The sequence below is a fragment of the Intestinimonas sp. genome (assembly GCF_026169115.1).
GTDB lineage: Bacteria > Bacillota > Clostridia > Oscillospirales > Oscillospiraceae > Intestinimonas.
Genome location: NZ_JAPFEA010000019.1, coordinates 1 through 17,954, shown reverse-complemented (window position 1 = coordinate 17,954; position 17,954 = coordinate 1). Strand labels below are relative to the sequence as shown.

The 17,954-nt window shown below is 65.9% G+C and carries 14 protein-coding genes and 1 pseudogene; 6 read left to right on the top strand and 9 right to left on the bottom strand.

Annotated elements, in window-relative coordinates:
• The first annotated feature begins 70 nt into the window (after positions 1-70).
• Positions 71-1,819, top strand: coding sequence for a phospho-sugar mutase (locus Q0Y09_RS01690; RefSeq protein WP_297716753.1), 1,749 nt, complete (start codon positions 71-73; stop codon positions 1,817-1,819).
• 44 nt (positions 1,820-1,863) lie between these two features.
• Here Q0Y09_RS01690 and Q0Y09_RS01685 read toward each other — a convergent pair whose 3' ends face one another.
• The 7 genes from Q0Y09_RS01685 to Q0Y09_RS01655 form a co-directional block, all read right to left on the bottom strand.
• Entirely contained in the window at positions 1,864-3,057 is a 1,194-nt protein-coding gene (locus Q0Y09_RS01685) for an MFS transporter (protein WP_297716751.1), read from the bottom strand.
• A gap of 26 nt (positions 3,058-3,083) precedes the next feature.
• Positions 3,084-4,436, bottom strand: coding sequence for a hypothetical protein (locus tag Q0Y09_RS01680; RefSeq protein WP_297716749.1), 1,353 nt, complete (start codon positions 4,434-4,436; stop codon positions 3,084-3,086).
• A gap of 19 nt (positions 4,437-4,455) precedes the next feature.
• On the bottom strand, positions 4,456-5,877 hold the full coding sequence (locus tag Q0Y09_RS01675; protein ID WP_297716747.1) for an MBOAT family O-acyltransferase: 1,422 nt from the start codon (positions 5,875-5,877) through the stop codon (positions 4,456-4,458).
• Positions 5,878-5,899: 22 nt separating this feature from the next.
• Complete coding sequence (locus Q0Y09_RS01670; protein WP_297716745.1) at positions 5,900-6,979, bottom strand: acyltransferase family protein; 1,080 nt, start codon at positions 6,977-6,979, stop codon at positions 5,900-5,902.
• Between the two features lie 171 nt (positions 6,980-7,150).
• Positions 7,151-8,008 (bottom strand): L-serine ammonia-lyase, iron-sulfur-dependent, subunit alpha, encoded by an 858-nt coding sequence (gene sdaAA, locus Q0Y09_RS01665; protein WP_297716743.1) that lies wholly within the window; start codon positions 8,006-8,008, stop codon positions 7,151-7,153.
• Between the two features lies 1 nt (position 8,009).
• Positions 8,010-8,678, bottom strand: coding sequence for an L-serine ammonia-lyase, iron-sulfur-dependent subunit beta (gene sdaAB / locus Q0Y09_RS01660; protein WP_297716741.1), 669 nt, complete (start codon positions 8,676-8,678; stop codon positions 8,010-8,012).
• A 37-nt stretch (positions 8,679-8,715) separates the two neighbouring features.
• Complete coding sequence (locus tag Q0Y09_RS01655) at positions 8,716-9,996, bottom strand: chloride channel protein (protein ID WP_297716739.1); 1,281 nt, start codon at positions 9,994-9,996, stop codon at positions 8,716-8,718.
• Between the two features lie 258 nt (positions 9,997-10,254).
• Here Q0Y09_RS01655 and Q0Y09_RS01650 point away from each other — a divergent pair, with 258 nt between their 5' ends.
• The 4 genes from Q0Y09_RS01650 (at position 10,255) to Q0Y09_RS01635 (ending at position 14,528) form a co-directional block, all read left to right on the top strand.
• Positions 10,255-11,151 (top strand): hemolysin family protein, encoded by an 897-nt coding sequence (locus Q0Y09_RS01650; RefSeq protein ID WP_297716737.1) that lies wholly within the window; start codon positions 10,255-10,257, stop codon positions 11,149-11,151.
• Positions 11,152-11,607: 456 nt separating this feature from the next.
• Positions 11,608-12,120 carry a sigma-70 family RNA polymerase sigma factor gene (locus Q0Y09_RS01645; protein ID WP_297716735.1) on the top strand — a complete coding sequence of 171 codons (513 nt, stop codon included), beginning with the start codon at positions 11,608-11,610 and terminating at the stop codon, positions 12,118-12,120.
• Complete coding sequence (locus tag Q0Y09_RS01640; RefSeq protein ID WP_297716732.1) at positions 12,107-13,495, top strand: hypothetical protein; 1,389 nt, start codon at positions 12,107-12,109, stop codon at positions 13,493-13,495. Before Q0Y09_RS01645 ends, Q0Y09_RS01640 begins: the two co-directional genes overlap by 14 nt.
• Before the next feature lie 16 nt (positions 13,496-13,511).
• Positions 13,512-14,528, top strand: coding sequence for a hypothetical protein (locus Q0Y09_RS01635; protein ID WP_297716731.1), 1,017 nt, complete (start codon positions 13,512-13,514; stop codon positions 14,526-14,528).
• Between the two features lie 665 nt (positions 14,529-15,193).
• Here Q0Y09_RS01635 and Q0Y09_RS01630 read toward each other — a convergent pair.
• Positions 15,194-16,351 carry an aminotransferase class V-fold PLP-dependent enzyme gene (locus Q0Y09_RS01630; protein WP_297716729.1) on the bottom strand — a complete coding sequence of 386 codons (1,158 nt, stop codon included), beginning with the start codon at positions 16,349-16,351 and terminating at the stop codon, positions 15,194-15,196.
• Positions 16,352-16,365: 14 nt separating this feature from the next.
• A complete protein-coding gene (locus tag Q0Y09_RS01625; protein ID WP_297716727.1) occupies positions 16,366-17,556 on the bottom strand; it encodes a hypothetical protein in 1,191 nt (396 codons plus the stop codon).
• A 216-nt stretch (positions 17,557-17,772) separates the two neighbouring features.
• On the opposite strand from Q0Y09_RS01625, the pseudogene Q0Y09_RS01620 reads away from it, so the two are divergent.
• A pseudogene (locus Q0Y09_RS01620) lies at positions 17,773-17,954 on the top strand (ubiquitin); the annotation flags it as partial.

Here is a 17,954-nt window from a genome sequence, read left to right as displayed (position 1 = left end):
AATAACCATTGTAGTTTCCCCCGTGCTTGTGCTATAATGCTGGTAACAAAGATGATGGGAGGTCCTTCCAATGTCCTATAAGGATACCTATGAAATGTGGCTCCGCAGCCCCGCCCTCTCCCCTGCTGAGCGGGCCGAGCTGGAGGCCATTTCCGGCGATGAAAAAGAGATCGAAAGCCGGTTTTTCGCCCCCCTGGAGTTCGGTACCGCCGGTCTCCGGGGCACCATGTGCGTGGGGCTCCACCAGATGAACGTCCATGTGATCCGCCATGCCACTCAGTCCTTTGCCGAGGTCATCAAGGCCGAGGGGTCCGAGGCCATGGAGCGGGGCGTGGCCATCTGCTTCGACTGCCGCAACCACTCCGACGAGTTCGCCCGGGAGACGGCCTGCGTCATGGCGGGCAACGGCATCAAGGTCCGTCTGTTCGAGTCCCTGCGCCCCACCCCCGAGGTGTCCTTCGCCGTCCGGGAGTACCACTGCATCGCCGGCGTCAATGTCACCGCCAGCCACAACCCCAAGGAGTACAACGGCTACAAGGTCTACTGGCAGGACGGCGCCCAGCTGCCCCCCCACCACGCCGACGCCATCGCCAAAAAGATGGCCGAGCTGGATATGTTCGGCTCCATCGTCCGCATGGACTATGAGGAGGCGGTGGCCAAGGGCCTCATCACCCTCATGGGGGCGGAGACTGACGAGAAATTCCTGGCCAACGTCATGGGCCAGGTCAACGACAAGGCGGCGGTGGAGAAGGTGGCCGACACCTTCAAGATGATCTATACCCCCTTCCACGGCACGGGCTATCAGCTCATCCCCGAGGCCCTCCGCCGCCTGGGCATGAAGCACGTCATCTGCGTGCCGGAGCAGATGGTGGTGGACGGCAACTTCCCCACTGTGGTCTCCCCCAACCCGGAGAACCCCGAGGGCTTCTACCTGGCGGTGGACCTGGCCAAAAAGGAGGGGGCCGACTTCATCCTGGGCTCCGACCCCGACGCTGACCGGGTGGGCATCATGGTGAAGGACGACAAGGGCGAGTATATCACCATCACCGGCAACCAGACCGGCGTGCTGCTGCTGGACTACCTCATCGGCGCCAAGCAGCGCACCGGCAAGATGCCGGCAAATCCGGTGGCCCTCAAGACCATCGTCACCACCGAGATGGCGCGAAAGGTGGCCGAGACCAACGGGCTGGCCTGCTATGACACCTTCACCGGCTTCAAGTTCCTGGCCGAGAAAAAGGACAAGCTGGAGAACGCCGGCGAGGGCAAGGTGATCTTCGCCTACGAGGAGAGCTACGGCTACATGCTGGGCGACTATGTCCGGGACAAGGACGCCGTCACCGCCGCCCTGTGCCTCACCGAGATGGCGGCCTGGTACGCCGGCCAGGGCATGACTCTGTACGACGCGCTCCAGAAGTGCTATGAGAAGTACGGCTTCTACGCCGAAAAGACCCTCAACCTGGTGATGCCCGGTCTGGACGGACTCAAGAAGATGGCCGACCTGATGGCCGGACTGCGGGCACAGCCCCCCGTGGAGATCGCCGGCGTGGCGGTCCGAGCGCAGAAGGACTACAAGGACGGCTCCGTGGTCAGCGTGGCCAACGGCGTCAGGACCTCCATGGAGCTCTCCGGCTCCAACGTGCTGCGCTACGAGATGGCCGACGGCACCAGCCTCATCGTCCGTCCCTCCGGCACCGAGCCCAAGGTCAAGGTCTACATCCTGGTCAACGACGCGACCCAGGCCGCGTGCGAGGAAAAGGTGGCCAAATACGCCGTCTGGGCCGAGTCCCTCAGGGGCTGGGTTCCCCACCCCAACAGATAGAAAATGCCCCCGGATCTCCTGATCCGGGGGCATTTTTTGTCCATTCAGAGCGGGGAGGAGGTCCGGCGGGCGGCCAGCCGGAGGGACAGCACGGCCAGCACGGCGGCCACCCCGCAGCAGGCCATGCAGAAGAGCAGCATGGCGTCGGCTCCGCCCAGGTCCAGGATGGCCCCGGCAAAGAGACTGCCCAGCACTCCGCCCAGGCCGTTGGAGGCCACCATCATCAGGGTCTGGCCCTTCACCTGGTCCTCGGGCGGCACCGACTCGTTGACGTAGTACACCGAGGTGGGGGTGAACAGGCCGTAGCCCAGCATCTGGAGGGGTTGGGCCAGGAGTACGAAGACGAGGGAGGGCGCCAGGAGGAGGGCCAGGGCCTTCAAAAGGCAGAAGACCATGCTCATCAGGAGGAGCCGGCCACCCCCCAGCCGCCGGTAGAGCCGCTGAAAGAAAAAGGCGGTGGGCAGCTCGAAGGCGCCCATGAGAAAGAGGGCCGCCCCCAGGTCCCCGGCGGCCCCGCCCCGGCTGGTGACCACATTGACCAGGAAGTTGGACATGGGGAGGCACCCGGTCAGGCCCAGGAGGATGGCCAGCAGCATCAGGGCAAAGCTGGGATTTTGCCGCAGGAGCCACAGGGCGGAGTGGGGGGCGGGCGCTGGGCCGCTCCCCTCCCCCTCCGGCGGACAGACGGGATAGGTCATGACCAGGAGGATTTCCAGGGCCGTGAGGACGGCGTGGGTGACGAGGGTGGTCTCCACCCCCCAGGCCGTGACCTGGAGCCCCAGGACCACGCAGCACACCGCATAGGCCAGAGAGCCCGCCCCCCGGCCCAGGCTGTACCGGATGGGAACGCCCCGGTGGAGAAACTGGATGGCCATAGCGTCCATGAGGGGGTAGGAGGTGATCTCAAAGCCCCCCATGAGGATGAGGACGGCCATGGTCCCCGCCATACCCATGGGGCACAGGAGAAAGACCAGCCCGGCGATGAGCCCCACCCCCAGGGCCAGGGAGACGATGAGCCGCAGGGGGAAGCGGGGATGACAGTCGGCAAAGGCCCCCAGGGCGGGCTGGCAGACGATGCCGGCCAGGCAGCGGACGGCGATGAGCAGGCCCGTCTCGGCGTTGGTAAAGCCCCGGCTGGTGAGCAGGGCGGCCTGATAGGCGCAGACGGCGGCAAACATGGCCCAGAAACCGATCTGCATGGCCATATAGTGATAGTCCAGACGGCGGACGGAGGGCATGGTGCATTACCTCACAGTCAAAAGGGTCAATTTGTCCCCAGCGCCGGCTTTTCCACCGCCGGCGGGTCCAGAGCGTAGGGCGGCTGGGGGGCGTCCTGGGGGAAGAAGTCAAAGAGCTCGTCCAGGGCGACGGAGCCGGCGGTATACATCACAATGACCAGGTCGGGCTCCAGCCAGTCCACATAGGTGAGCAGATCGTCGTGAAAATACCGCAGGTCCACAGTGATGAGCTCCCCGCAGTCCAAAGCCAGGAAGGGGGTGAGAACGCAGGCGTAGGAGTCCCGCAGGAGCATGATCCGGGGCCGTTCCGGGGCGAGGAGGTTGTAGATCCGGGCCATGGGATAGTCCCCGCCGGCATAGAGGGTATAGGGATTGCCGTTGAAGAAGTCCTTCTCCTCCACCCGCTCCGGGAAGAGGAGGGCTTCTGAAAAGGAGCCGGTGCGCTCCGTGTCATAGATGGGGATGGAGTAGGTGAAGTCGGTGGCAAAATTGGGCTCCCAGATCTCCATGTCGTCCACCCCGGCGTAGAGGGGGCCCACCCGCTTGCCCTGGCTGCCCAAAAACCAGTCGGAAAGGCAGGTCCGGGTGAAGGCGGCGGGGTCGGTGTGCTCCGCCGGGATGGGGAAGCCGTAGTCCCGCTCCAGCACCTCCGCAATGGCCTGATGGGCAATGAAGGCGGCCTCCGGGGTCCAGTGGTGGTCGGTGCGGAAGAAAAAGGAGGACCAGTCCCGTCCGGCGGCGGCCAGGGTCTTTCGCAGGTCCAGGGTGGGCACGTCGTTTTCCGCCAATACGCCCAGGAGCTGGTCGGCGTAGTCGTTGCCGTAGTCGGCCACCCCCGTGGGGAGGCGGGGGTCATCCTCCTGGAGCTTCTGGGGGGCCTGGACATAGAGCAGGGGGATCTCCCGACCGGCCAGGGCCCGGGAGAGCCGGACCACCGACCGGCCGTGTCCGGTGACGTCCTGGGGCTCGGCATTTACGAAGGTGAGGGTACCGTCGGTGAGCTTCACCACAGAGTACTGCGGGTCCACATCCTCCAGTACCGTCCGGTCGGAGAGGGCCTGGACGCCGCCGTAGAGCTGGATAAAGAGATGGCCCTTGTCCAGGGCGCTGTTGGCTGCGGCATCGGCGGTGGAGAGAAAGTCCCGTATCCGCTCGAAGGGGGGCTCCGTCTGGACCGGTACCGCCTCGCCCAGCTGGCCTGGCCCCCTCCGTCCGTCGCTCATACCCGCCTGGGCGGTATAAGCTGCCTTCCGCTGGGGAAGCCGCACCCCCTCCCGGGCGGGCTCGGTGGGGGCCAGGCCGGTGAGGAGCAGGACGGCTCCCGCGGCCATGGCGCACAGGAAGAGGACAGCGCCGGTGCTGCTGTGTGAGTGGGCCATGGAGCGCCCTCCTTTCGGTTCAGAAATTGAAGTAGATAAAGGGGTTGTAGGTCCCCTTCACCAAAAAGGCGGCGGCGGCCAGGAAAATGAGGAGGAGCACCAGGCCGTAGGCCCCGTCCCACAGGGGGAAGACATGCCGGGCATATTGGTCGAAGTAGGCGCTTACCTTCCGGGTGAGCCAGGGGGCGATGGGGAAGGCAAAGAAAACAGAAAGTAATATTACAAGCCAATATTGCTCTAGGTAATAGGCGGCCTGGAGGTCGGGCCCACCGCCCTGGCCGAACATGGCCCCGAGAAAGGCGCCGCAGGCGGTGAGGGAGTCGGCCCGGAAGAGGACCCAGCCGAAGTTGACCATGAGGAAAGTCCAGCCCCAGCCCAGGACCCTGGGCCAGGCGGCCACCTGCCCCGTGGTCTTTTCCAGGACCAGCAGCAGGAAGTAGAAGAGGCCCCAGCACAGGAAGGTCCAGTTGGCGCCATGCCACACCCCGGTGAGGAGCCACACCACAAAGAGGTTGCGCAGGGTCTTCCCCTTTCCCCGGCGGCTGCCCCCCAGGGGGATGTAGACATAGTCCCGGAACCAGGTGGACAGGGAGATGTGCCACCGCCGCCAGAACTCGGTCACCGAGCGGGAGACGTAGGGCCAGTTGAAGTTCTCCAGGAAGTGGAAGCCAAACATGCGCCCCAGGCCGATGGCCATGTCGGAGTAGCCGGAGAAGTCGTAGTAGATCTGGAGGGTGTAGCACAGGGAGCCCAGCCAGGCGAAGGCGGTGGAGAGACTGCCGGCGGGGGTATCCCAAGCGGCGTCGGCCACCAGGGCCAGCTGATTGGAGAGAAGGACCTTCTTGCCCAGGCCCACCAGGAACCGGCAGCACCCGTCGGAAAAGTCCGCCCAGGTCTCCCGCCGCCCCTGGATCTCGTCGGCCACGGTGGCGTACTTCACGATGGGGCCGGCGATGAGCTGGGGAAAGAGGGAGATGTAGAGTCCCAGGCCGAAGGGGCTGCGCTGGACCTGGGCTGCGCCCATGGCCACGTCCAGCACATAGCTTAGGGCCTGGAAGGTGAAAAAGGAGATGCCGATGGGCAGCTCAATGACGGGAATGGGGGTGTTGAGCCCCAGCAGCGCCAGATTTTTCAGGGTGAAGGTGAGGTACTTGAACACAAAAAGCAGCCCCAGGTTGCACACACAGGCGGCGGTGACGGGGAGAAGGAGCCTTCTGCCCCGGCGCTTCCAGGTGTGCACCCAGAGGCCGAAGAGGTAGTTTGCAGCAATGGAGGCCATCATCACCAGAACGAACCAGGGCTCCCCCCAGGCGTAGAAAAAGAGGGATGCGGCCAGGAGCAGCAGGTTCTGGGCCCGGCGCATCCCCCGGAAAACCACATAGTAGCCCAGGAGCACCGCCGGGAGGAAGGCAAAGAGAAAGATGGAGCTGGAAAAGAGCATGGGCGGGACTCCTTTTTGTGTATCAGGTGAGGTAGCGGCCCACCACAGGGAGCTTGTGGAGGAGCCAGGAGAGGGCGTAGCTGGGCAGGAAAATGACCAGAGTCAGCAGGGGCACCGCCACCGCCGCCGGAATGGGGAGGATGGCCAGACCCAGGCCCCGCAGGAGGATGAGGAAGACCACGTGGCAGAGATAGACCCCGAAGCCGCACTCCGCCATGGCGCTCATCCGCTGCTTCCTGGATCGCTCGTCGCTGACCCCCAGGAGGTAGCGGAAGAGGACGAAGACGGCCACCGCCATGGCGCACACATTGGGGGTGAGGTAGCCATAGAGGGTGGTGTCCAGCCCGCCGGCGCGGGCGGAGAGGAGGGCGGTCCCCCCCACTGTGGCCACAGCTCCGGCGATACCCGCCAGATAGATGAGGCCCTCGGCGACGCGGCCCAGGGTATAGGTCTTCAGGTAGTAGCCCGCCACAAAATAGCCCACATAGGCCAGGGGCGGGAAGGCCAGGGTAAAATTGAGATAGAAGCGGTCGGCGTAGAGGGCCGCCGTCTGGCTCCCCCGCAGACGAAGGAAGAGGGGAAGGAAGAGCATGAAGAGGGCGTAGATCAGGAAGAACCAGTGGAGGTCCCCCCTTGAGGCCCCCCGGACAAAGGCCCGGAGGAGGGGCGTGAGGAGGTAGAGCCCCATCATCATGGTGAGGAACCACAGATGGGTCTCGGTGTTCCCCAGCACCACGGCGTAGAGGGCCCGGGGAAGGCTCCCCAGGCTCAGGGTACCGGCGATGAGGTCATAGATCAGGTGGTAGGCCACCCCCCAGAAGAAAAGGGCGGTGACCATCCGGAGGAAGTACCGGAAGAAGAGGGTGGGCAGGGAGATGGACCGCTTGGGGTCTAAGAGGAACATGCCGCTGCACATGACGAAGACGGGCACGGCCCAGCGGGTGAGGCTGTCCCAGGCGTTGAGGGCGTGCCAGTCCGCCGTCCCCACGGGAAGGGACTCCAGCCACCCGGCGGAGACATGGATGACGATGACGGCCAGCATGGCCGCCACCCGCATGAGGTCGGCGTAAATGAGCCGCCCTCCTTCCTGTTTCCCGGCCATGGCTCAACCCTCCTTCAACACGGAGCGCGGACCCCAGGCGTCCTTGCAGGGGGTAAGGCCCCGCTCCAGGGGCGGAATACGGCGGCTGTCGCGGTGGAAGGTGAACATGGCAGTCGGCTCCTTTGGCAAATATAGAAAAGTATAACATATCAGGATATTGTCATGCAACGGTCACCGTCCCAGCAGCTCCTCGGCGATGCGCCGTCCGGTGGGGGTGGCGGCCAGACCGCCGCCGCCGGTCTCCCGCAGGGAGGCCGGGAGCACGTCCCCCACCGCGCGCATGGCGTCGATGACCTCGTCGCATGGGATGGGGCTGCCCACCCCGGCCAGGGAGAGCTCAGCGGCGGTGAGGGCGTTCACGGCGCCGATGACGTTGCGCTTGACGCAGGGTAGCTCCACCAGTCCGGCCACCGGGTCACAGACCAGGCCCATCAGGTTCTGGAGCGCCGTAGCGCAGGCCCAGGCCATCTGCTCCGGCGTACCGCCCAGCAGGGAGACCAGAGCGGCAGCCGCCATGGCCGAGGCCGAGCCCACCTCGGCCTGACAGCCCCCCTCCGCCCCGGCGATGGAGGCCCGGGTGGCGATGACCTGGCCGAAACCGGCGGAGACATAGAGGGCCCGGACCATCTCGTCGTCAGAAAAGCCGTATTTTTCCTTCATGGGCAGCAGCACAGCCGGAAGGACGCCGCTGGCTCCCGCCGTGGGGGCGGCCACGATGCGGCCCATGCAGGCGTTGCACTCCCCCACCTTCAACGCGGTGGCCATGACGGCGGTGAGCACCGGGCCGCACAGCCCCACCTGAGCATGCTCGACCTTGGCGCCGTCGCCGCCGGTGAGGCCGCAGGCGGAGCGGCGGGACGGGTCATAGCCGGCCACCGAGTCCTCCATGGCCCGCCAGAGTCCGGTCATCTTTGCCCAGGAGGCATCCCGGTCCACCCCCCGGTCACTGAGGTCGTCCAGAAGTACCGCCTCCCACAGCGGGGTGCGCTCCGAGGCCCGGAGCAGGCTTTCCACAGAACCGAAGGCCATGTCAGCGCCCTCCTTTCAGATCCAGATAGGTCACCCGGACGATGCCGGGAGAGGTCCGCAGCTCCTCCACGGCCTCGGCCCAGATGGGCTGGTCACTCTCCAGCACCATGACGGCCAGTCCCCCCCGCTTGTCCCGGTAGAGCTGCATGGTGGCAATATTCACCTGCCGGCGGGAGAGGACGCCGGTCACCTCGGCCACGGCGCCGGGCTTGTCCTGGTTGCGGATGATGAGGGTGGGGTAGTCGCCGGTGAAGGTGGCCTCCATGCCGTCGATGGCGTTGACCCGCACCCGGCCCCCTCCCAGGGAGGAGGCGTTGACCTCCATCTCCCGGCCCTGGGCGTCCCGGACCCGGAGCAGGACGGTGTTGGGGTGAGCCCCCCGGAGGACGGCGGTGGAGATGTGGAGCTCCATGCCGGCCTCCTGGGCCAGGGCGAAGGCACGGGGGATGCGGGGGTCATCGGGGGCCATGTCCAGCAGACCGGCCACCAGGGCCCGGTCGGTTCCGTGGCCCTTTCCGGTGGCGGCAAAGGAGCCGTGGAGGAGGAGCTGGGCCGAGACGGGCTGACTCCCCAGCAAGTGCCGGGTGATGAGGCCGATGCGCACCGCCCCGGCGGTGTGAGAGGAAGATGGGCCTACCATAACTGGCCCCATAATATCAAAGATGTTCATTGTAAAAAACTCCTTATCTTGGAATGGAAAAGGAAGTTCATTTCTCTGGCTGATTTAGGGAATGAGCGTGGGGCAGACGCTTGGAGTAGACAATCTGCTGCTCACTGTAAAGGCCGGAGTAGCCGGACAGGCGGTAGGCCACGGCGATGGCCAGGGCGTAGAGGGGCAGTCCTCCGCCGCCGAAGAGCTCACAGGCGAGGAGGATGGAGGAGATGGGGCAGTTGGTGACGCCGCAGAAGGTGGCCACGGTGCCCACAGCGGCGCCAAAGGAGGGCTCCAGCCCCAGGAAGGGGGCGGCCACACAGCCGAAGGTGGCCCCGCAGGCGAAGGTGGGAACGATCTCCCCGCCTCGGAACCCAGCCCCCAGGGTGGCGGCGGTGAAGAGGAGCTTGACCAGGAAGGCCAGGGGCTCCACTCCTGTGCCGCCGGCGGTGACGGCGGCCTCCACCAGGTTGCCGCCGGCGCCGTTGTAGTACTGGTGGGCCAGTCCGCCGTCCAGCAGAGAGAGAAGAAGGACCAGCCCGCCCCCCGCCAGGGCCCGGAGCCTGGGGTCGTGGAAGACCCTGGCGTAGATGTGGCCCGCGCCGTGGGTGACGGCGCAGAAGAGGACGGCGAGGGCGGCGCACAGGGCCCCCAGCGCCACCATCTGGAGCAGGGAGAGCGGGGAGAGGGCGGGAAGGGCGGCGACGGCGTAGGCGGTGGGGGCCACTCCCAGCCCGCCGGCCAGCAGGGCGGCGGTGAGGGAGGCCAGGAAGGCGGGGACCAGGGCGGCGTAGTGCATCACCCCCACATGGACCACCTCCAGGGCGAAGACGGCGGCGGTGAGGGGGGTGCCGAAGAGGGCGGAGAAGGCGGCCGCCATGCCGCAGACGGTGAGGATGCGCCCCTCCTCCGGCTCCAGGCCCAGCCTGTGGCCCAGCTTGCTGGAGATGGAGGCCCCCAGCTGGAGGGCGGCCCCCTCCCTGCCGGCGGAACCACCCACCAGATGGGTGAGGACGGTGGAGAGGAAGATGAGGGGGGCGGTGCGCAGGCGCATGGGCTCGTGCTCCCGGACGGCCACCAGCACCAGGTTGGTGCCCCGGTCCTTCTCCATGCCGCAGACCTGATAGAGCAGCACGATGGCCAGCCCGCCCAGGGGCAGGAGGCAGAGGAGCCAGGGGTGGGCCAGGCGCAGCTCGGTGGCCAGATCGATGCCATAGTGGAAGGCCACGCCCACGGCCCCCACCAGCAGTCCGATGACCACGGCCAGGAGGCCCCGGCGGAGGAAGTCGGAAAGCTCCTCGGGCAGGGCGCGCAGGGCGTCGGGGATCGATTTCATCCTGTCATCATCTCCATGAAACGGAGGGGCCATACGGGTCGGGGCCCTTCTCTGTGGGAAAAGCGAGACCAGTATACCACATTTGGGCCGCCAGTTGAACTTTGTAGTGAAAAGTTTTCCACCCTATGCTATAATGGGGACTGTTATCAAAGAAAAAGGCGGTCCGGGCAGCCCTGTCCGGACCGGGAACACAAGGAGGAATTTGACTTGCTGCCGGACCCATTATGGCCGTACATACTCGCGGGCGTCGCGCTGTTTTTGCTGGGGGCGCTCCTCTCCCAGGCGGCGCCGCCGGTGGGCGGCGTGATGAACGCCCTTTGGAACGCCTTTTTGCGCCTGACCCGCATCAAGCCCGACGCCGGGCGGGAGTCGGTCTCGGAGGAGGACCTGCGGGCCCTCATGGACCTGAGCGAGGAGAAGGGGGACATGGAGGCCGACGAGAAGGAGATGATCGAAAAGGTCTTCCAGTTCAACGACACGGTGGCCGAGGACGTGATGGTCCACCGCACCGATATGGTGCTGCTGTGGGCGGAGGACACCGACGCGGAGATCGTCAAGACCATTGAGGACTCGGGCCTGTCCCGGTTCCCGCTGTGCGGGGAGGACGCCGACGACGTGCTGGGCATCCTGAGCAGCCGGGACTACTTCCTCAACAGCCGCCGCCCCTCCCCCAAGCCCATCCGGGAGCTGCTGCGTCCGGCCTATTTTGTGCCGGAGTCGGTGCGGGCCGACATCCTGTTCCGGGATATGCAGAGCAAAAAGGTCCACATGGCCATCGTGGTGGACGAGTACGGCGGCACGTCGGGGCTCCTCACCATGGAGGACCTTTTGGAGGAGATCGTGGGCAACATCTACGACGAGTTCGACCCCCAGGAGGACCAGGAGATCATTCAGCTGGAGCCTGACCTGTGGCGGATCTCCGGCGCGGCGGAGCTGGACGACGTGGCCGACGCCTTGGAGCTGGACTTCCCGGAGGACGAGGAGTCCGAGACCCTGGGCGGCCTGGTCTTCGACCAGCTCCCCGTGATCCCGGAGGACGGCCCCTGCCAGGTGGAGGTGGACACCCACGGCCTCCACATCCGGGTGGAGTCCATCGCCGAGCGCCGGGTGGCCTGGGCCCTGGTGTCCCGGCTTCCGGCAGAAGTTGGGGACTGAGGACGTCCTTCGGCGCGGCACTTCCCCAGTGTGGGGCGCGGCTTCCCAGACGCGCCCATACCGCGCCGGCAGGACGGGCGCACACACAGGTGCGCCCCTGCGGACACACCTCAATTTATGGTGGGGCCCGGCACCCCCGGCGGGCCCACGGCTTCCCCGTCCTTCTTGGGCCCCCGCCCGTCATTCTGAGCGGAGCGAAGAATCCGCATCCCCCCTTCACGCCGGCAGGAAACAGGGCGGGAGAAACGGATGCTTCGCCAATGCTCAGCATGACGTGGGGATAGCTTACAGGGGCCGATGTCCTCATCGGCCCGGACACCCGCGCCCCACGGGAGGGCGCCAGAGACCACACGGAATTGAATGGAGATGGACGCGAAAAGCGTCCATCTTTTTTTGCAGAAAATGAAACGAACGTCCCCGCTCAGGTGTCTATAAGGGTGAAAGGAGATGAGGACCATGGACCCTGTCCTGCGGGAGTGCGACGCTCGGGCAGCGGTGGAGCGGCTGATGGCGGAGTACGGCGACGGCATCCTGCGACTGTGCCTGCTGATGCTGGGGGACCTGTCCCAGGCCGAGGACGCCGCCCAGGAGACCTTCGTCCGGGCCTGGCAGAGCTATGGCAGCTTTCGGGCGGAGGCGTCGGAGAAGACCTGGCTCACCGCCATCGCCGCCAACGTCTGCCGCAATCTGTTGCGGTCCCCCTGGAACCGCCGGCGGGTGGAGTTGTCCTTTTTGGAGGGCTGCCCCGCCGGAGAGACGGAGGAGCCCGACGACACGGTGGTCCGGGCGGTGCTGGCCCTGCCCCCCAAGTACCGCCAGGTGGTGGTGCTCTACTACTATCGGGACTGCTCTACCGGGGAGATCGCCCAGATGCTGAACGTCCCCCAGGGAACGGTCTCCGTGCGTCTCAAACGGGCCAGAGAACGGCTCAAGCCCATGCTGAAGGAGTGGTATCATGATGAGGTCTGACGTTGGCGCGCGCCTGGACCGGGCCCTGAGCCAGGTGCGCTTTACGCCGGAGATGGAGGAGGCGGTCCGGCGGCGGATGGCCGCGCCGCCCCAGCGCCCCGTCTTCAAAAGGGCCGTCGTGGCCGTCGCCGTCTGCGCCGCGCTGCTCACCGTTGCGCTGGCCGCCGGGCCCGCCATCTGGGAGGCCATCCAGGCCCACCTGGGAGAGCGGGCGGCCTACGCCACCCAGCCCCAGGTGACGGTGACAGACCAGGGCTTCGAGCTGGGGGTGGCCGCCGCCCTGGCTGACCGGAACATCGTCCGGGTCTACCTCACCCTCCGGGATCTGGAGGGTGACCGGCTCCGGGATGGGGCGGATATGGATCTGTGGCAGTTGGCCCGGGACGAGTCAGGAGACCTGATCCACGACCCCACAGCCCCCACCAGCGGAGAGCCTATGGAGACCCTCTCCTACGACGAAGAGACAGGTACGCTCACCTTCTGCCAGACCTATTACCGCCAATCTTCCAGAGAGGATCTGGACCTCTCTGTCGGCGAGATCATCCCCGGCTACCAGAGCTTCTATCTGGGGCTCAACGGAGAAAAGCTGGCCCAGGCGGTGCCGGATGGGGTTTTGGAGAGCGCCCTGGGCGCGGACGGAAGGCGCTATCTTCTTCCGGAGCAGAACCCCATGGAGATGGACTGGGAAAAATGCCCTCTGCCGCAGGGAGAGGAGCCGGGTATCCGCATCTCCTCGTTTGGCTACGCTGAGGATGGCCGTCTCCATGTCCGTTTCCAGACGGCGGAGGATATCATCCTTACCGGCATGGATCTGCCCTACTTCGGTGGCTGGGATATGGAACTCATGGCCGAGCTGCCCGACGGCCTGGACTACGCCTTTCCGCCGGACTGCCCCAGTCGGGAAATGCTGGCCGACAGCGTGGTATTCTTCTTCACCGGCGACTATTCCACGCAGGGCGGACCGGTGGAGGGAGCCTGGTCCCTCAACGTCCCTCTGGAACCGGTAGAGTCCCTGGCACTCGACTGGACCGGCGGCCCTGTTCAGGACCCGGCAGGACGCCGGGAACCGGCACAGGTAGAGGGCCTGTGGCTCTCCCCGCTGGGCCTGTCCATGCACGTCACTTCGGAGGGCATGGCCGACCACCTGTACCCGAGCACAGCCGTTCTCACCCTGACCGACGGCAGTCAGGTGGAGACGCTGGACTGCACCCTGGCCGTAGGCATGGAGCGGGAGGGAAGGGTACTGCTGGACCTGGTTTGGGAATTGGATGATCCGGTGGAGCTGGAACAGGTGGCCAGCGTGACCGTACTTCATCAGACAATGGCGGTACAGGGGACGCCCGAGATTGTTCCCTTCGCAGAGGAAGCACCATAGAAAGGATGGGGAAGAGATGAAATCTGTTTTTCGCCGTATGTTTGCCGGGCTGCTCTGTGTAGTCCTGCTGGGTTCGGTAGCATCGGCTCTTGCCGCCCCTGCCTCTGACCATGTTACAGCCTACATACAAAATATTTACGTGGATGGTCAAGACGCTGAGTTTGTCAATATTGAAGATAAGAAAACATACCTGTTTTCTTACAACGGGACCATCTACATGCCCGCCAACACCGCCGCCAAATGGCTGGGCTGTACCCTTTCGGTGGACCGGGCCGGCGGAAAGGCTGCGTTTACCACGGGGCAAGCGGCATTGATTCAGACGAAACTCAGCAATAGTACGGTGCCGTTAAACGATGCGGATTTCGCCCGGCTGGACCGCTATTGGGAATCGGGGGCCGACGTCCAACTCCTTCGCCAATTCACCGTGACGGTGGACGGGACGCCCTGGACCTTCTCCAGCGGCGGGACCGCCCTCTATCCCTTCTTCGTGGATGAGACCCTCTATCTCCCCCTCCGGTCCGTGGGCGAGCGGATGGGCAAAGTGGTGACCTGGGTGCCCGAGCCGACGGGAATCCCTCACTATAAAAGTGAACTCATCAGCATCGACGCCCCCGCCACCCAGGCCCAGCTCCAGGAGATGCAGACTTACCTGGATCAGGCTTACGCCCTCTACTGGAAAGCAGTGGAGGTGGGGCAGGCCCTGGTGGACGCAGCCGACCTCCCCGGCCCGAAGGCCGCCGACATGCTGGACCAGATCAAAGGCTATCTGCGGCAGATCGGCCAGCTCCCCGTCCCCTCCCACCACTATCTGGATAAGCATGAATTCCCGGATCTGGCCGTCAATACCATGGTGTTCAGCAATTTTGACTATTTTAGCGCAGCCCTCCGGGCCGGTGCGCTCACCTTCCAGGATGCGGTCTACGGGGGAATGAAGTCCGATGTATCTATCACTCTTATGGGGCGTTATGAAATACTCAATGACGCCCAAAACGGTCTGAACCGCCTGACTGCCTCCATGGCCGCGGCGGGCTGATCCCACATTCCTGGAAGGGGTGGACCTGGTTGAGACGAAACCTCCTGCTGGCGGCGCTGCTGCTGCTCTCCATCCTCTGCATGCTCCTCGCCTCCGGCCTGGGGGCCGCCCCCGCCTCCCCCTGAGGGAGTTTCCTGGAAAGGGACGGGAGAAACGGATGCTTCGCCAGGGCTCAGCATGACGGGGGAAATGCCGTGGGGCGCGGCTTCCCAGACGCGCCCGCGGTACCCCCCTCCCTCCGTCATTCTGAGACCGCAGGCCGAAGAATCCGTTGGCTCCCTCTTAAGAGGGAGCTTCCTGGAAAGGGACGGGAGAAACGGATGCTTCGCCAAGGCTCAGCATGACGGGGGAAATGCCGTGGGGCCCGGCTTCCCAGACGCGCCCGCGGTCCCCCCTCCCTCCGTCATTCTGAGGCCACAGGCCGAAGAATCCGTTGTCTCCCTCTTAAGAGGGCGCTTCCTGGAAAGGGACGAGAGAAACGGATGCTTCGCCAAGCTCAGCATGACGGGGGAAATGCCGTGGGGCGCGGCTTCCCAGACGCGCCCGCCCACGCCCGGCAGCCGTCCTGTATGGCGGCCCTACGGCCCACCCTGCGGGCACACACAGACCAGCTGCAAAAACGCGGGACCGGAGAATTCCGGTCCCGCGTTTTCATGTCTGTCTTTTCAGCCGCTCAGGAGTTCCCCCACGGCCCCCTGGACATAGTCGATGTCCTCAAACCGGGTGAAGGGCCCCACAGAGAAGCGGACGGCGCCCTGGGGATAGGTGCCCAGGGTCTTGTGGGCCAGGGGGGCGCAGTGGAGACCGCAGCGGGTCTGGATGCCGAAGTCCCGCTCCAGGCGGTAGGCGCACTCGGCGTTGTCCCTGCCAAGAAAGTCCACCGACACCACCCCCACCTGCCGCCCTTCCTCCCCGGGGCCCAGCACCCGCAGCCCGTCCTCCGCATACTCGGCCAGCCGGGCGATGAGGTGGCCGGTCAGCCGCTCCTCCCGGCGGCGGAGGGCGGCCTGGTCCTGCCCCTCCCACCAGTCCAGGGCGGCCCCCAGGCCGTAGATGCCGGGCAGATTCAGGGTGCCTGGCTCCAGCCGGTCAGGCAGGAAGGCGGGCATTTCCAGCAGGTCGGAGCGGCTCCCCGTGCCGCCGGAGATCAGGGGCTCCATGGCCTGGGCCGCCCCGTCGGCGAGGATGAGGACCCCCAGCCCCTGGGGGCCCAGCAGCCCCTTGTGGGCGGGCATGACCAGGGCGTCGATGCCCATGGCCGCCATGTCCAGGGGGAGGATGCCGGCGCTCTGGGCGGCGTCCACGCAGAAGAGGACCCCTCGCTCCCGGCACAGCCTCCCCACCTCCTCCACGGGCATCCGCGCCCCGCAGACGTTGGAGACGTGGGTGAGGACGCACAGCCGCAGGTCGGAGGTGATGACCTCCGCCGCCCGGTCCAGCAGGAGCTCCCCGGTGTCGGTGCAGGGGAGCCACGCCAGCTCCACCCCCTGCCCCTCCAGCTGCTTCATCGGGCGGAGGACGGCGTTGTGCTCCATGGGAGAGAGGGCCGCCTTGTCCCCCGGCCGCAGCAGCCCTTTCAGGACCATGTTGAGCCCGTAGGTACACCCCGGCGTGAAGATGACATTCCGGGGGTCGGGCCCGCCGAAGCGCCGGCACAGCTTTTCCCGGACCTCCAGCACCCGCTCGGCGGCGGCATAGGCCGGCTGATAGTCCCCCCGTCCCACATTGCAGCCCACACGGGTGAGATAGTCCGCCATGGCCTCCCCCACGCCGGGCGCCTTGGGGAAGGAGGTGGCGGCGTTGTCAAAGTAATAGCTTCCCATCGTCCCGCACCCCCTCAAAATTCCGATTCCACCGCCAGACGCACGCTGTATCCGTCGGTCAGCAGGGTCCCCAGCAGCCGGTTGAGGGCGGCGGCAGAGACGGCGCTGTCGTCCAGCGTGATCCTCGTCCGGCCCTCCCGGTCCTCCAGCCGGCCCGTGATCTGGCGGTAGAGACTGCCGCTGCTCTGCCCTTCTCCGGGGACGGCCAGGATGTCCTCCTCCCAGCACAGCCAGCCCGCCCCGGCCAGGGTCTGGGCCACCACCGGGTCTTCGGCCAGGACGATGCGGGTCTCGGTGAGGGCGATGTGGGCCAGCAGCTCATTGGCCTGGGTCAGCTCCCGCAGGGCCTTGGCCGGGTCCCTTGTGTCGGTGATGAGCCCCACCATGTGGCCGCTCCCCACCGCCTGGCGGATGAGGTCGTCCTGCCGGTCCACCTGATCGGCGCTCACCAGCAGCAGCCCGCCCCAGCCATAGTCCCGCAGCCGGTCCAGCATCTCCGGGGCGGCTCCCCCGCCGTCGCTGCGCACCCCCAGATAGACCCGGACGCCCCGCCGGTCCTGGTCGCTCTCCGGCGGCTGGAGCGCAGGGGGCGTAATCGTGCTCCCCGGACCCGTCTCGGCGCCCTGGCCAGTCACCGACCGATAGTAGTTCTGGAGCTGGATGAGGTAGGTCGTGGTGGCCGAGCTCTTGAAGGAGACGTCGTCCAGGGCCACGTTGTCGGTGCGGATGCGGATATAGGGGTAGCTCTTATCCCCGAACTGGATGTTGCTGTAAATATAGCGCACCCCGAAGTAGGAGCAGGTGGAGCTGGCCGAGACATAGATCTGGCCCCCCCGGATGATGGCGGTGGGGGTCTGGCGGTCCCCGTCGGGGATATAGTCGTAGGAAAGGCCGGTCCGCAGGTCAAAGGTCAGGTTCCTGGGCTCGGTGTTGTAGAGGGTGAGGGTGCTCTTCACCTTGTCCTGTCCGCCGTTGATGATGCCCAGCCGGATGCCACCGTTCTGGTTGGCGTCCAGCATAAAGTAGGGCAGGTAGATGGTGCCCCCCACATTGATGGGCATGGTGCTGTCGCTGAGGGGAACGGGAGAGTCGTTCAGGGCCAGAAAGATGACGTTGGCGTCCCACTCCTCCCCGGCGGCGTACCCCTGGATGAGGACCAGCAGCAGCGCGGCAGCGCACAGTCCGGCCAAAAGCCGCTTCCGCATGGACCATCCCTCCTTTACCGGTGTTCCTTCCGATTATACCACAGCCGCCGCCGCCGGGTAAAGCCCCGCCCTTGCCCCGGGGCGGCCAATGGGCTATAATCTAGGGTGCCGGCCGGCGGCAGCCGGTCATTTTAATGGGATCTAAAGAAATTCCAAAGTCTCCTTTAGGCGAAATGGGTTATCATGGAGGCAGAATACACAGAGAGGGGGAGGGCCATGGCGGTGACGGTAAAGCAGGCCCGGCGGCTCAGCGCAGCCGCCGGTGTGGACGTGATCGCGGCCCTCTCTGCCCTGGAGCGGAACAACGGAGACGCCCTCTCCGCCATGCAGGAGCTGGAGCGGCAGGGCATGACCCCGCCGCCCCCCGGCGGAGGCTTCTACTCCACCCGCCCCTCCGG

Excerpts from the sequence above, each read along its gene's own strand:
- Q0Y09_RS01690 (WP_297716753.1), top strand. The coding sequence starts at position 71 with ATGTCCTATAAGGATACCTATGAAATGTGGCTCCGCAGCCCCGCCCTC.
- Q0Y09_RS01685 (WP_297716751.1), bottom strand. The coding sequence starts at position 3,057 with ATGCCCTCCGTCCGCCGTCTGGACTATCACTATATGGCCATGCAGATC.
- Q0Y09_RS01680 (WP_297716749.1), bottom strand. The coding sequence starts at position 4,436 with ATGGCCCACTCACACAGCAGCACCGGCGCTGTCCTCTTCCTGTGCGCC.
- Q0Y09_RS01675 (WP_297716747.1), bottom strand. The coding sequence starts at position 5,877 with ATGCTCTTTTCCAGCTCCATCTTTCTCTTTGCCTTCCTCCCGGCGGTG.
- Q0Y09_RS01670 (WP_297716745.1), bottom strand. The coding sequence starts at position 6,979 with ATGGCCGGGAAACAGGAAGGAGGGCGGCTCATTTACGCCGACCTCATG.
- sdaAA (WP_297716743.1), bottom strand. The coding sequence starts at position 8,008 with ATGGCCTTCGGTTCTGTGGAAAGCCTGCTCCGGGCCTCGGAGCGCACC.
- sdaAB (WP_297716741.1), bottom strand. The coding sequence starts at position 8,678 with ATGAACATCTTTGATATTATGGGGCCAGTTATGGTAGGCCCATCTTCC.
- Q0Y09_RS01655 (WP_297716739.1), bottom strand. The coding sequence starts at position 9,996 with ATGAAATCGATCCCCGACGCCCTGCGCGCCCTGCCCGAGGAGCTTTCC.
- Q0Y09_RS01645 (WP_297716735.1), top strand. The coding sequence starts at position 11,608 with ATGGACCCTGTCCTGCGGGAGTGCGACGCTCGGGCAGCGGTGGAGCGG.
- Q0Y09_RS01640 (WP_297716732.1), top strand. The coding sequence starts at position 12,107 with ATGATGAGGTCTGACGTTGGCGCGCGCCTGGACCGGGCCCTGAGCCAG.
- Q0Y09_RS01635 (WP_297716731.1), top strand. The coding sequence starts at position 13,512 with ATGAAATCTGTTTTTCGCCGTATGTTTGCCGGGCTGCTCTGTGTAGTC.
- Q0Y09_RS01630 (WP_297716729.1), bottom strand. The coding sequence starts at position 16,351 with ATGGGAAGCTATTACTTTGACAACGCCGCCACCTCCTTCCCCAAGGCG.
- Q0Y09_RS01625 (WP_297716727.1), bottom strand. The coding sequence starts at position 17,556 with ATGCGGAAGCGGCTTTTGGCCGGACTGTGCGCTGCCGCGCTGCTGCTG.